The sequence below is a fragment of the Flavicella sediminum genome (assembly GCF_006381105.1).
GTDB lineage: Bacteria > Bacteroidota > Bacteroidia > Flavobacteriales > Flavobacteriaceae > Flavicella > Flavicella sediminum.
Genome location: NZ_VDET01000002.1, coordinates 174,927 through 189,086, shown reverse-complemented (window position 1 = coordinate 189,086; position 14,160 = coordinate 174,927). Strand labels below are relative to the sequence as shown.

The 14,160-nt window shown below is 31.8% G+C and carries 10 protein-coding genes; 7 read left to right on the top strand and 3 right to left on the bottom strand.

Annotated features, from left to right (window positions below):
• Positions 1-198 precede the first annotated feature (198 nt).
• From FGM02_RS01705 to FGM02_RS01680, 6 genes are all read left to right on the top strand, one after another.
• Positions 199-1,245, top strand: coding sequence for an O-antigen polymerase (locus tag FGM02_RS01705; protein WP_139956320.1), 1,047 nt, complete (start codon positions 199-201; stop codon positions 1,243-1,245).
• An 85-nt stretch (positions 1,246-1,330) separates the two neighbouring features.
• Positions 1,331-3,253, top strand: coding sequence for a polysaccharide biosynthesis protein (locus FGM02_RS01700; protein ID WP_139956318.1), 1,923 nt, complete (start codon positions 1,331-1,333; stop codon positions 3,251-3,253).
• A gap of 42 nt (positions 3,254-3,295) precedes the next feature.
• Complete coding sequence (locus FGM02_RS01695; protein WP_139956316.1) at positions 3,296-4,066, top strand: polysaccharide biosynthesis/export family protein; 771 nt, start codon at positions 3,296-3,298, stop codon at positions 4,064-4,066.
• 4 nt (positions 4,067-4,070) lie between these two features.
• Entirely contained in the window at positions 4,071-6,446 is a 2,376-nt protein-coding gene (locus tag FGM02_RS01690; protein WP_139956314.1) for a GumC family protein, read from the top strand.
• Between the two features lie 153 nt (positions 6,447-6,599).
• Entirely contained in the window at positions 6,600-9,785 is a 3,186-nt protein-coding gene (ccsB, locus tag FGM02_RS01685) for a c-type cytochrome biogenesis protein CcsB (RefSeq protein ID WP_139956312.1), read from the top strand.
• 74 nt (positions 9,786-9,859) lie between these two features.
• A complete protein-coding gene (locus FGM02_RS01680; RefSeq protein ID WP_139956310.1) occupies positions 9,860-10,375 on the top strand; it encodes a tetratricopeptide repeat protein in 516 nt (171 codons plus the stop codon).
• Positions 10,376-10,612: 237 nt separating this feature from the next.
• Here the strand turns inward: FGM02_RS01680 and FGM02_RS01675 are convergent, their stop codons facing one another.
• On the bottom strand, positions 10,613-11,650 hold the full coding sequence (locus tag FGM02_RS01675) for a glycosyltransferase (RefSeq protein WP_139956309.1): 1,038 nt from the start codon (positions 11,648-11,650) through the stop codon (positions 10,613-10,615).
• Between the two features lie 219 nt (positions 11,651-11,869).
• Here FGM02_RS01675 and ruvC point away from each other — a divergent pair, with 219 nt between their 5' ends.
• A complete protein-coding gene (gene ruvC, locus FGM02_RS01670; RefSeq protein ID WP_139957732.1) occupies positions 11,870-12,430 on the top strand; it encodes a crossover junction endodeoxyribonuclease RuvC in 561 nt (186 codons plus the stop codon).
• A gap of 56 nt (positions 12,431-12,486) precedes the next feature.
• Here ruvC and FGM02_RS01665 read toward each other — a convergent pair whose 3' ends face one another.
• Together FGM02_RS01665 and aroC are read right to left on the bottom strand one after the other, a co-directional pair.
• Entirely contained in the window at positions 12,487-13,041 is a 555-nt protein-coding gene (locus tag FGM02_RS01665) for an NUDIX hydrolase (protein ID WP_139956307.1), read from the bottom strand.
• Positions 13,042-13,085: 44 nt separating this feature from the next.
• Positions 13,086-14,150 (bottom strand): chorismate synthase, encoded by a 1,065-nt coding sequence (gene aroC, locus FGM02_RS01660; protein ID WP_139956305.1) that lies wholly within the window; start codon positions 14,148-14,150, stop codon positions 13,086-13,088.
• Positions 14,151-14,160 lie beyond the last annotated feature (10 nt).

Genomic DNA, 14,160 nt, shown 5'->3' with positions numbered 1-14,160 from the left:
TTTTGTCTAAATCTAATGTTTAGCTCAATCGGTTTTGTGTCGTTATATGGATTGCTCCTGTCCGTCGACAGTCAAAAATACTCATTGAATAAAACATTTTGTTTATTCTATTATTTCTTTTTTTGTTTAGCACCTGTAAGTCAATTTAAAGCAAATAAAGTTTTTTATTGTAAACTGTATATAACTAATGAAATTTACATGAAGTCTTCAGTAATATTGCTGTTAATATTACTTGGTTATTTAATTTTATACAATTTTTTCTATAAACAAATTGAAACCCGTTTTAGCATCAGTAAAATTAAGATTGATTATTCTTCCTTGCCAATTTCCTTGGTAAAACTATACATACTTTCCTTAATTTCGATAGTCTTTTATTTGTATTTGATTAAATTTAAGTGGGAATTACTTTTATTTAGACCATTCGTATTTGATTTAAAAAATAATACAAATCTCGGTTTGATAGGTTATGGAGTTTTATTGATCGTAAAAGTTATTCCTTATTTTGTTATGATGTATTATTGGATAGTTAACAAGATATTTAATAAACATCAATGTTTATTTATTCTTTTTACATTAATTATTTGCTTTCCAACATCCCTTTCTCGAAGTATACTAGCCTTACTTTTTATTCCTGTGGTTCTTTTATTTTCGTCATGGCCTAAAAAGGGACTAAATTATGTATTGTTATTTATTTTTGGATTAATAGTTGTTTTTCCTCTATTAAATTCATTTAGACATTGGAATGAGGGTGATTTTTCTTTTGATTATCAATTGTTTAATTCAGGGCATTTTGATGCTTTTCAGAATTTTAGTTTGTTGGTAAATGAAGATATAATAACCAATGGAAAACAACTTTTAGGTTCTTTGTTGTTTTTTGTTCAAGAATCTGTTTGGAGTGATAGACCTGTGCCTACAGGGCATTTATTAGGAGAGAAAATAGGTTATACCTATTTGAACGTAGCAATGCCTTATTTTGGTGAAGGCTATGCAAACTTCGGTTATTTAGGTGTTTTGTTGTTTACAATATTCATAGCATTAGTTAATTCTGTTTTTGATTTTAGACATTTTAAAATGAAAACAAATATCTTTGAGTATATGATTTTTTTAAGCTTGTTAGGAGCTGAGTTCTATTTACTAAGAGGTAGTCTTTGGAGTTTTGTTAAGTTGTTTATAGGAGTGTTGATTTCTCTTTTGGTAATTTGGTTTGTGATTTGTTTTAGGCATAAAAAGAATATAAACTTGTAAAGTTACTTCTTGAAAAAAGATGTAACTTTGTTCCCTATGATATAAGTAGAGTTGGTATTAAACAATTTTAAAAAATAATAATTGCATGATTCGTTCGTATTTATCAAACTATGCCCATAAAAATGTTTCAAGATGGATGGTGCTGTGTATTGATGTGTTTTTGGTGGTTCAAACGTTCTTTATAGCCTATTTTATTCGTTTTAACTTTAGTGTTGATTTTGATGTGTATCGCTTATTCTATGATATTCCGGTTATCGCAATACTTGCTTTCGTTAGTTTTTTTTTAATTGGTTCTTATAAGGGAGTGATTAGGCAAACAGGCTTGAGAGATGCTTTGAATGTTTATATAGGTGTCAGTTTATTTGCTTGTTTATTAGCATTAATTGTCTTACTAAATAAATGGTTTAATTTTAGGCCTTATTTTACAGTACCAATTGTTATTATTGTTATCCACTATCTGTTAAATATTATATTTTTAATAACTAGTAGATTTGTTTTTAAATTTATTTATCGGAAAATAGCCTCTGATTTAAAAAAACCAGCTCATGTTTTAATTTATGGAGCTGGTGAGATGGGCAGCATTGTTTATTCAACTTTGTCTAAAGATTTAGAAAGTTCTCATAAAATCATCGGTTTTATTGATGATGATGTGAATAAATCAGGTAAGAAAATTAATCGCCTACCTATTTTCGATTCTACAGAAATTACAGATGTTTTCGTGGAAGATAATAAAATTGAAGAAATTATTATTGCGATTCAGAAAATAAGACCAGAGCGATTGTTAGAAATTGTTGATGAAATGTACAGCTTGAATGTACAGGTGAAAATAGCACCTCCTGTATCTAAATGGGTGGATGGAGATCTTCATATCGGCCAAGTAAAACAAATAAAAATTGAAGATTTATTGGAAAGGAGTCCTATAAATTTGGACAATCCTATTTTGGATCAGGAATTTAAGGGAAAAACGGTTTTTATCACAGGAGCTGCAGGTTCTATTGGAAGTGAAATATCTCGCCAAATTAGTGGTTATCCTTGTGAGAAGTTGGTTTTGATTGATCAAGCAGAATCTTCTTTATATGATTTAGAACAGGAGTTGAAAAGAGAAAGAGTAAGCAATTACGAAGTCTATGTTTCCGACGTTAGAGATTTGTATAGAATGGATCAGTTATTTAGTAAATACAAACCGGATATCGTTTTTCATGCTGCTGCTTATAAGCATGTACCTTTAATGGAAGATTCTCCTTATGAAGCGGTTAAAATTAATGTGAATGGTACAAAAAATATTGCAGATTTAGCCTTGAAATATGAGGCGGATAAATTTGTTATGGTTTCTACTGATAAGGCGGTAAATCCAACCAATGTCATGGGAGCGACAAAGCGAGTTGCCGAGATGTATATCAATTGCAAACAAAAAGAAGGCGAAGGAAAGACAAAATACATTACAACTCGATTTGGAAATGTGTTGGGTTCCAATGGATCTGTCATCCCTCTGTTTAAAAAACAAATTGAAGAAGGAGGGCCGTTGACATTGACACATAAAGAAATTACGCGTTTCTTTATGACGATTCCTGAGGCTTGTCAGTTGGTTATTGAAGCGGGTACCATGGGAGAAGGAGGTGAGATCTTTATCTTTGATATGGGAGAATCGGTAAAAATATATGACCTTGCCGTTAAAATGATCCAACTTTCTGGATTGAAATATCCAGATGATATAGATATAAAAATTACTGGATTAAGACCCGGTGAAAAATTATATGAAGAACTTTTAAATGATGGAGAAAATACGATGCCAACTCATCATGAAAAAATAATGATTAGCAAAGTTAGGGAATTGGACTGCGTGAAGATTGTTGCGGGGATTGAGAATCTATGCAAAAATAATAGTAGAATTGAAGATGCAGAATTGGTGCGTTTTTTAAAAGGAATTGTTCCGGAGTATATTTCTGAGAATTCTGTTTTTGAGAATTTAGATGAAAAAAATAATCAAGTTACTAATAATTGGATTTAAACAAATAAAACTAGTAGCTTTGCAAAAAAAAAATATAATTTAATGAAAGTATTATATAATTATTGTCTTTTAATCTTGGTTATTGGTGTCTTTTATTCATGCGCTCCAAGAAAAAATCTTGTTTATTTTCAAGGAATAGAAAAGCATGGGTTTAATGAATTAAAAGATTATAGTCCTATTTTGAAACCTGATGATCGGCTGTCTATATCTGTTTCTTCTATCGATTATGAGGCTACAAAACCATTTAATTTACCTGTTGCTGCTTTTTCAGGAAATCAATTAACAACAACATCGACCCCACAACTACAAACATATTTGATTGGAAAAGATGGTATGATTGACTTTCCTAAGTTAGGTATGCTGAAGTTGTCAGGTTTGACAAGATTAGAATGTGTGAATCTTATTGAGAAGAAACTTGAGAAATATTTACAGGAGCCTCAGGTGGTTATGAAGTTGTTGAACTTTAGTGTGTCTGTACTAGGAGAGGTTAGCTCACCTGGAATTAAGTCGGTTACAAGGGAAAGATATACTATTCTTGATGCTATTGCAGCTGCTAAAGATTTGACAGTGTATGGTAAAAGAAAGAATATTTTAGTGGTAAGAGAAACGGAAGAAGGTCTAACGTATAATAGGATTGATTTAACTTCTGCTGAAGTTTTTAACTCACCTGTATATTATTTGCAGCAAAATGATGTAGTTTATGTTGAGCCAAATAAACCAAGAATTAATTCATCTACGAATAGTTCCACGAATGGTATTATTATTTCATCTGTTTCTTTGCTGTTAACAATTATATCAATTACATTAAGGTAGAAATATGAGTCAGAATAGTCCCAATTATAATATACAAAATAAAGTTGAAGAAAATTTTAGTATTAGAGATGAGATTGAAAAATATCTTATTCACTGGAAATGGTTCTTTTTTTGCATTGTTGCAAGTTTGTTGATCGCTTTTATTTATATAAGATATTCATCACCTTTATATCAAATAGATTCTTCAATTTTAATAAAGGATAATCAAAGTTCAATTACCTCCGAATTGAGTGCTTTTCAAGATTTAGGACTGTTAGAAGGATCGGGAAGTAACATTCAAAATGAAATGCAAATTTTGAAATCAAGAAGCCTTGCGTTAAGTGTTGTTGAAGATCTTGATTTGAATATACGTTATTATGAAGAAGGTAGGATAAAGGAGTCAGAGATTCATAAAGGTGATTGTCCTATTTTATTTAAAGAAATACCTTCATTAATTACTAAAGAAATAGATACTACTTTTTATGTTAGAATTATTAATTTAAAAGAATTTGAGTTAATTAGTGCTTCGAAAAAAGAATCATTAAACCTAAAATTTGGAAGTGAATTTAAGCTCGAAAAAAACGGATATACTATTGAATTAAACAAAAAGTATAAAGATGTTTTTTTAAATAAACAAGTTCGAGTTAAAGTTTCTAGCATTCATGCAGAAGTTGATAATATCGTTTCGGGTATTCAAATTAACCCAGTTGATAAGTTTTTTTCCTCAAGTGTTTTGTTATTGAGTATGAAAAGTCCTGTTTTACAAAAAGGAATTGATATAATAGATAAACTTGTAGATAATTATAATTCTGAGACTATTAGAGATAAGAGTGAAGTGAATTTAAATACTTCCATATTTATATCTAAAAGATTAGTTCTTATTAAAGATGATTTGGAAAGAATTGATAAAGAAATAGAAAGTTACAAAAGAATTAATAACATTACTGATATTAGTTCTGAAACTACTAATATTTATAGAACGTTGGATATTGACGAAAGGGAAGTTTTCGAAATATCAACACAATTGAGTTTAATAGAATTGATGGATTCGTATTTTGAACAAAGTAATACGGATTATCAATTAATTCCTACCAATTTAGGGTTTAAAGATGAATCATTATTACTTCAAGTGGAACAGTTCAATGAGATTGTTTTAAAGAGGAATAAACTTTTGCGAAATTCTAGAAGAAATAATCCTCTAGTGTTAGAGTTTAATGGTCAGTTGTCTAATTATCAAAAAAGTTTAAGAGAGAGTTTTACAAACTTAAAACGATCTCTTCAAACTACTTTGACGAACTTGAAAGAGAAATCTGCTGTCAATAATTCTAGAATATCTGAAATACCAGGGAAAGAGAGGGAGTTTAAGAATATATTGAGACAACAAACGATTAAAGAAGAGTTGTATTTGTATTTGTTGCAGAAACAAGAAGAAATTGAAATTTCATTGGCTGTTACAACCTCAAATTCAAAAATTATTGACCATGCTCATGGTTCGTTAAAACCGATTTCTCCTAAAAAGAATATTGTTGTTTTATCTGCTTTGTTATTAGGTTTAATAATTCCATTCGGTGTTATCTATCTAAACGATATGTTAGATACTAAGCTGCATACACGTAAAGATTTAGAAGAGAATGTATCCGCACCAATATTAGGTGATATTCCTATCAATGATACTGGTGAAAACATAGTTGTGAAAGAAGGAGGACGATCTAGTACTGCTGAAGCCTTTCGTTTGTTACGAACCAATTTAGATTTCTTGCTAACTGGGGTTGAAGAAAATTGTAAATCTCTTTTTATTACATCAACAACGAGTGGAGAAGGAAAGTCGTTTGTTTCTGTGAATTTAGCGTGTACCCTTGCTTTGTCAGGTAAAAAGGTTGCTTTGGTAGGAATGGATTTACGAGCTCCTAAAATCACTGAATATTTGGGATTGCCAAACACTAAAGGTATTACGAATTATATAAAAGATGAAAACATAAATGTTTTTGACCTAAAGTTCAATATTCCGGGATATGACAATTTAGATATCTATTCTTCTGGTATTATACCTCCTAATCCTGCGGAATTACTATTAAATCAACGAGTGGAAGATTTATTTGCAAAACTTAAGGAGAAGTACGACTATATTGTAGTGGATACGGCTCCGGTCAATTTAGTGACTGATACATTATTAGTTAGTAAGTATGCGGATTTGTTTATTTATGTTTCTAGAGCAGGTTTCTTAGATAAACGTCTATTGGCAATTCCTCAAAACTTGTATACGGATAAAAGATTGCCAAACATGGCCATGTTGATCAATGCTTCTGATTATAAGAAAAGTTATGGCTATGGTGCTTATGGTGCTTATGGTTATGGTGAAGTTGAAAAACTCCCATGGTGGAAAACAATCTTTAAAGCCTAATAAAAAAAGAGTTCTGAAAAGAACTCTTTTTTTTTGTTTAATAAACAAAAGTTTAACAATTTTCTTAGGATTAGAATTGTTAAATTTGCAGTCGGATTCGGCTGAGAGTAGATTGGCGGTTTTCTAAGGTCTAAAAAGCAGAATTTCAAAGAGATGAAAAAAATAGTAGCACTTTTATTTAGTACAAAATTAATGGCCGTTCTATTTCTAGTTTTCGCAACCGCGATGGGAATAGCCACATTTATTGAAAATGATTTTGGAACACAAACCTCCAAAGCATTGGTTTACAATACTTGGTGGTTTGAAGCAATCATGGTATTGTTCACGATCAATTTTTTTGGTAATATATTTAGATACCGTTTGTATAAAAAAGAGAAGTGGGCTGTGTTATTATTTCACTTGTCTTTTCTTTGTATTTTGATAGGTGCTGGTATTACACGTTATATTAGTTACGAAGGTATTATGCCAATTAAAGAAGGAGAAACTTCTAATGTTTTCTTTTCTGATAGGACCTATGTAACGGTAACACTTGATGATAATAAGGAACAAAAAATTGTGGAAGACGATTTGTTATTGTCTGCGTGGGGTACAAATAACTATTCTTTAAATACCGATTTTAGAGGGCAAGAAGTATCCCTTGAATTGACGAATTATATTCCAAATGCATTTACCGAGTTTAAGGAATCTGAAAATGGTGAAAAGTATATCCATTTTGTTGAATCTAGCAGTGGTAGTAGGCATGATCATTATATTAAAAAGGGAGAAATTGAAAATATCCATGGTGTTTTAGTTGGATATGCCCATAAAGAAAATGCGTTGGTTAATTTTGAAGAAGTAGGTGATGAATTAAGGATGGAATCTTTATTTGACGGTACATTTTTAAGAATGGCAGATCAATTAAAAGGAAGTATTAAAAAAGATACCTTAGAAACTTTTAAGTATTTGACACTACATTCTATTGCAGGTTTAAGTTTTGTAGTGCCTAAGCCTCCTTTGAAGGGAGAAATGGCAGTGGTTTCTGGAAATAAGGACGAACATCCTGAAGATTTGTTAGTTTTTAATGTGTCGACAAAAAACGAAAATACATCTATTGAAGTTAAAGGTGGACAATATGCTACAAATGCACCTGTACAGTTTACTTTAGGAGATCTTAATTTTAGGGTAACCTATGGAGCTAAAGAAATAAATCTACCATTTCAAATTAAATTGAACGACTTTCAGTTAGAAAACTATCCAGGTTCTCAAAGTGCTATGTCTTATGCGAGTGAAATTACGGTAATTGACATAGATAAAACGTTTGACTTTAGAGTATTTATGAATAATATATTAAATTATAAGGGCTATAAATTTTTTCAATCTAGTTACGATATCACAGATCAATATGAAGAAACTCGTTTGTCTGTAAATCATGATTACTGGGGGACTCTAGTTACCTATATTGGTTATTTTGCTTTGTATGCAGGATTGTTATTGATACTTTTTGTAAAGAATACGAGGTTTTCTGGATTAAGACACCAGCTTCGAAAAATAAAGAAAAAACAAGCCACTTTGTGTATGTTACTTTTCATGATTGCCTTTTCTGGTTTTAGCCAAGAAGATGGGCACGATCATGAACACGATCATAATCATGAGCAGGAACATGAAGAACAAGCCTCAACGCATAAAAATCATGTGAATAAAATTACGGATGCACAATTGGATTCTATTATGGCTGCCAATGCTGTCGATGCACAACATGCTGAGGACTTCAGTGAATTGGTAATTCAGGATGCAGGTGGTAGAATGAAACCTGTGCACACATTCGCGTCTCAGTTATTACGTAAAGTGAGTAAAAAAGAAACGTATAAGGGATTAAATTCGAACCAAGTGTTTTTGTCGATTGTTCAGAATCCTACCTTATGGTTTCAAGTTCCTGTTATTTATTTAGAACGTGGAAATGACAAGTTAAGATCTTTGCTAGGAATTCCTGTTACTGATAAATATGCTCGTTTGATTGATTTTATTGATCAAAATGGACATTATAAAATCAAGGAATTGGTTATTGAAGCGCAAAAGAATAGCATCAAAAGTAAGTTTCAAAAAGATGTAATAAACGTTGATAAACGTGTTGGTTTGTTGTATTCTGCTATTGGTGGTGGTATTCTTAGAATATTTCCTATTCCTAAAGATGCAACGAATAAATGGGTGTCGCAACCAGAATTATCTACGGCTAAGTTTACAGGGATCGATTCTGTTTTTGTAAAACAAATTTTACCCGTATATATTCAAACTTTGGGTCAAGCTAAAATATCAAATGATTATACGGAGACCGATAAAATTTTAGATGGAATTAAAAACTTCCAGAAAAAATACGGAGCTGCTGTATATCCTTCTGATGATAAAATAAAATTTGAAATAGCGTATAATAAGTACGATATATTTAAGAAGCTCTTTATGTACTATATGTACGCGGGGCTACTTTTATTTATTTTAGTAATTGTACAGATTTTTACAAAAAGTAAACTCTTAAATATAAGTATCAAATTTATTGTTGGTTTGGTCTTGTTGTTTTTTGCGATGCATACGGCCGGTTTGGCGGCTAGATGGTTTATTAGCGGACATGCTCCATGGAGTAATGCCTATGAATCTATGATCTATGTAGCTTGGGCAACTATGTTTTTCGGTTTGGTTTTTGGAAGAAAATCTACCTTGACCATTGCTGCAACAGCTTTTTTAACATCTATGATTCTGATGATTGCTCATTGGAATTGGATGGATCCTGAAATTGCAAACTTAGTTCCGGTATTGAACTCTTATTGGTTAATGATTCATGTGGCTATTATTGTAGCTAGTTATGGACCTTTTGCTTTAGGAATGATCTTAGGTTTTATTGCATTAATTTTAACTATTTTGACCAATGAGTCTAACAAGAAGAAATTAAATGAAACCATCAAAGAATTGACTATTATTAATGAAATGTCGGTAACCGTTGGTTTAATTATGTTAACCATCGGAAACTTCCTTGGGGGTATGTGGGCCAATGAAAGTTGGGGACGTTACTGGGGATGGGATCCTAAAGAAACTTGGGCGCTGATTAGTATTATGATTTATGCCTTTATTTTACACATGCGTTTGGTTCCTGGCTTAAGAGGTCGTTTTACTTACAATCTTTGGTCTGTGATTGCTTTCGCTTCCATTATCATGACGTACTTTGGTGTGAATTTTTACTTATCAGGACTGCATTCTTATGCAAGTGGAGATAAAATTGTAACTCCTACATTTGTCTATTATTCAATAGGTATCGTTGCTGTTCTAGGAGTGCTAGCGTATAGAAAACATTTGAAATACTATAAAAAATAGCTTTTAGATAGCTTAAAAAAATGTAAATTTGCTTTCCTTTTAAAGGAGCTTTAATTATAAAAATTAGATTAAAAATGTTTAGTAAGTATATTAAAATAGCCTTAGCCGTATTAATTTCTGTTTGGGCTGTATTTCAATTTATAGATGAAAATATAATGAATGGAATTATGATTCTTCTGTTAGCAGGAGTCTTTATTTTCTTCTTCTATAAAAATGAATTTTTATTATTGGCTTTTTTACAAATTAGAAAACAAAATTTTCCTGGCGCACAAAAATGGTTAGATTATATTAAAAAGCCTGAAAGCGCTTTAAGAAAACCTCAAGAAGCCTATTTCTATTTTTTACAAGGTTTAATGGTGACTCAAACTAGCATGACCAAAGCAGAAAAGTTGTTTAAAAAAGCCTTGAGCATTGGTCTGTCTATGGATCATGATGTGGCCATGGCGAAATTAAACTTAGCAGGTGTAGCCATGCATAAAAGAAGAAAAAGAGAAGCGACTACCTTGTTGAATGAAGCTAAGAAATTAGACAAACATGGTATGTTGAATGATCAAATTAAAATGATGAAACAACAAATGAAAAAAATGTAGTTTCAATACAATTTATAAGCATCCGCTTTTCGAAAGGAAAGCGGATTTTTTGTGTCACACACTCATCTAGTTTTTATAAATTAGCACAAGAAATAAAATCATCAAATGGACAGACTTAAAAAACGTAAAGTACCTAATAAAAAACGAACTGTGATATTACTAGTTTTACTAGTGGTCATTGTTTATTTATTATTCAATGTCGATAGTTTTATTGAAGCTTTATTTCCTGCAAAGTAATTATTGTTTAAAGTTTCTTCCCTTCCATGTATAGCCCTTATAAAGTGCTAATATGGCGATATAGGTGTTGAATAATGGATATAGGAATAAACTGGGTAAGAAATATTTTTTCCAAGATTTTTGTTCCAAAAACAAAGCAGTTTTTCTGACGAGTAAATAATCAATGACAGCTTTACTAGTAAGTAATAGGATTGTCCATTTTATAGATATAACGATGGAGATGATAAGGCTCAAATTCATGGTAAAAACTACGATGCCTACTATTTTTGCAAATTTGTTTTTAGAATGTGTCATTTTAGCTGCCCAACGGATGCGCTGCATTTTTAATTCCTGAAATGTTAGAGCGGGTTTGGTTGTTACAATAGCGTTGCAGTTCTGCAAAAAATGGCTTTCATTTTTATAGTTTTTTTCTATTTTCTCCAGTAAAAACAAATCATCTCCACTGGCAATGAATTCATTTCCGCTAAAGCCAAGTAGCTCTTTAAAAATTATTTTAGAATAGCTAATATTAGCACCATTCGCCATAAAAGGTGACTTGTTTCCAAAACCACCAATAGTAGCTCCCATAAGACTTAGAAATTCTAAATTCTGAAATTGTTGTAAAAAGCAATTGTCGGTACTATAAGCAACTGGCCCAGAAATTAATTTCGCGGGATGTTTTTGTAAAAAGGCATCGTAACTTTTTAACCAGTTAATGGGTACTATACAATCGGCATCTGTGCTTATTATTTGGTCAAATTTACTATGTTGTATTCCGAATGTTAAGGCTTGTTTTTTTGTAGTCTGTGGAGTGTGTAAGATTTGTAGCGCTATCGTTTTGTTTTCTTGTTGAAAATTTTCGATAATAGGAACTGAGTTGTCAGTAGAAAAATCATTCACCAATAAAATTTCAAATTTACTATCGGGGTAGTTTAGTAGTTTTAAGCTGTTCAGTAAAGTGAGTAGGTTTTTCTCTTCGTTTCTAAAAGCAATGATAATAGAAAAATTAGTTTTTGGGATGTTTATTGGTTTAGCAAGTTTGTTTTTTTCAAAGCCCATTAATAAATACGTTAATACACTAACATAGCTTAGGCTTATAAAACATCCAAATAAAATCAAAAGGTATAGGGTTTAAGAGTTTGTGAAAATAGAAAAAATATTTGGTAGATTGGCATCTCGTAAGTTTTACTGCATTGAATTTCTTTATCTTCGTGGTGTTGTTTTGTTGCTAATATGCGATAAAATAAAGTGAAAGTATTAATTGTAAATAATAGTGTATTGAGTGTTGAACGCATCATTTTAGGAATAGACCCAGGAACCACCATTATGGGATTTGGATTGATAAAAATAGTGAAGAAAAAAATGGAATTTATTCAAATGAATGAATTGTTACTTCAGAAGTACGATGATCCTTATACCAAATTAAAGCTTATTTTTGAACGTACCATTGAGCTGATTGATACCTATCATCCTGATGAAATTGCTATTGAAGCTCCTTTCTTTGGGAAAAATGTGCAGTCCATGTTAAAGTTGGGTAGGGCGCAAGGTGTGGCAATGGCTGCTGGTTTGTCAAGAGAAATTCCAATTACAGAATACCTTCCCAAAAAAATTAAGATGGCTATTACCGGAAATGGAAATGCTAGTAAAGAGCAGGTTGCTTTGATGCTAAAATCTACTTTGAATTTAAAAACCTTACCTAAAAACCTGGATGCTACCGATGGTTTGGCCGCTGCCGTATGTCACTACTATAACAGTGGCGTTGTTGTTGGTGGGAAAAATTATTCGGGTTGGGCCTCTTTCGCTAAAGCCAATATGAATAAAGTAAATAAAGCGAAATAATATTTTATTAAGACCTAACAGGTTTTCAAAACCTGTTAGGTTTAAATAAATTTGGATTAAATAAACAATTCAGGGAATTCTAAATAAGCTTTCATAATAGTGGCCACCACGTCACTTTTCATAATTATATTTTCTTTTATCATAGAAATTACTTTTTGGGGTTCTTGTGTTTCTACAAGTATTTCTTCGCAGTCATCAAGCTTTTGTACTCCATTAAAACAAACATTTCTAACTAAATAACTATAAGTTGTATGTTTTAGTTTGGCGGGAACATTGCAAAATTTCCCTAAAAAGAATAAGTCGCTACTAGTTGCTATAATGCCCGTTTCTTCTTCTAATTCAGCAAGTGCTGATGCTTCAACTGATTTTCCTACTTGTGTAAATCCAGCAGGTAAGTCATAAGTAATTTCTCCAAAACCGTGTTTGTATTGTTTTATAAGAACAATTTTGTTGTCTTTAGTAAAAGGAAGTGTCATCACACCATCTCCTAAGGGAGAAATGTAAAAATCGTCAACAATTTTTTCATCATGCATTTCTACCGTATGGCGTTCAATAGGAAACCATTTGCTAGGAGACATGTCTTTTTTATTTAAAATCTTCCATTTTTTCATTGCTGTAAAATAAAAAAACTCACCAATTGGTGAGTTTTGTATGTTTATATCTGAGTCGATTTGTTTAACATCATAAAGTCTGTTAATACCATGGCAGCCATGGCTTCTACAATAGGAATAGCCCTAGGTACAACACAAGGATCATGTCTTCCTTTTCCCATCATTTCTACTTCATTTCCATCGCTATCAATGGTCATTTGTTTTTGAATAATGGTGGCAACAGGTTTAAAAGCTACTTTAAAGTATATGTCCATTCCGTTACTAATTCCCCCTTGAATACCTCCAGAAAGATTTGTTTTCGTCGATTCATCCGCATTAAAAATATCGTTATGATCGCTACCTTTCATTTTAGCTCCTTCAAAACCGCTACCATATTCAAAACCTTTTACGGCATTGATAGAAAGCATTGCTTGTCCTAAAGCAGCATGTAATTTATTAAAAATAGGTTCTCCTAATCCGACAGGTACATTTTGCAGAACACAAGTTACAACACCACCAACGGTATCCCCTTGTTTCTTTATGTCAGAAACATAATCAATCATTTGTTCTGCAATGACTGGATCCGGACAACGTGCAATATTAGCTTCAATTTGATTGAAATCTAATTCTTGATAAGGTGTGTTTAACTGAATAGGGCCAATAGCAGATGTATAGGCATTTATTTTAATGTTTTTAATAATTTGTTTGGCAACGGCACCTCCTACAACCCAATTGGCTGTTTCTCTTGCTGAAGTTCTTCCGCCTCCTCTATAATCTCTATGACCTTCGTATTTTTTGTCGTAGGTGTAATCGGCATGTGAAGGACGGTATGTTTTAGCAATATGGGAATAGTCTTTCGATTTTTGATTGGTGTTTTCAATCACGTAACCAATAGAAGCACCTGTCGTTTTGCCTTCAAAAATTCCAGAATGAAATTTTACTTCATCTGGTTCTTTTCGTTGGGTCACAATTTTAGATTGTCCAGGTTTTCTTCTGTTCAGTTCATTTTGAATGGCTTCAAAATCTAGTTCAATACCAGGAGGACATCCGTCTATAACACCGCCAATTGCTGGTCCGTGTGATTCACCAAAAGTGCTTATTCTAAAAAGTTTTCCGAAAGAATTCGACATAAAAATTATT

Coding starts and splice junctions, on each gene's coding strand:
- FGM02_RS01705 (WP_139956320.1), top strand. CDS start 199: ATGAAGTCTTCAGTAATATTGCTGTTAATATTACTTGGTTATTTAATT.
- ccsB (WP_139956312.1), top strand. CDS start 6,600: ATGAAAAAAATAGTAGCACTTTTATTTAGTACAAAATTAATGGCCGTT.
- FGM02_RS01675 (WP_139956309.1), bottom strand. CDS start 11,650: ATGGGCTTTGAAAAAAACAAACTTGCTAAACCAATAAACATCCCAAAA.
- FGM02_RS01665 (WP_139956307.1), bottom strand. CDS start 13,041: ATGAAAAAATGGAAGATTTTAAATAAAAAAGACATGTCTCCTAGCAAA.
- FGM02_RS01690 (WP_139956314.1), top strand. CDS start 4,071: ATGAGTCAGAATAGTCCCAATTATAATATACAAAATAAAGTTGAAGAA.
- FGM02_RS01680 (WP_139956310.1), top strand. CDS start 9,860: ATGTTTAGTAAGTATATTAAAATAGCCTTAGCCGTATTAATTTCTGTT.
- FGM02_RS01695 (WP_139956316.1), top strand. CDS start 3,296: ATGAAAGTATTATATAATTATTGTCTTTTAATCTTGGTTATTGGTGTC.
- aroC (WP_139956305.1), bottom strand. CDS start 14,150: ATGTCGAATTCTTTCGGAAAACTTTTTAGAATAAGCACTTTTGGTGAA.
- FGM02_RS01700 (WP_139956318.1), top strand. CDS start 1,331: ATGATTCGTTCGTATTTATCAAACTATGCCCATAAAAATGTTTCAAGA.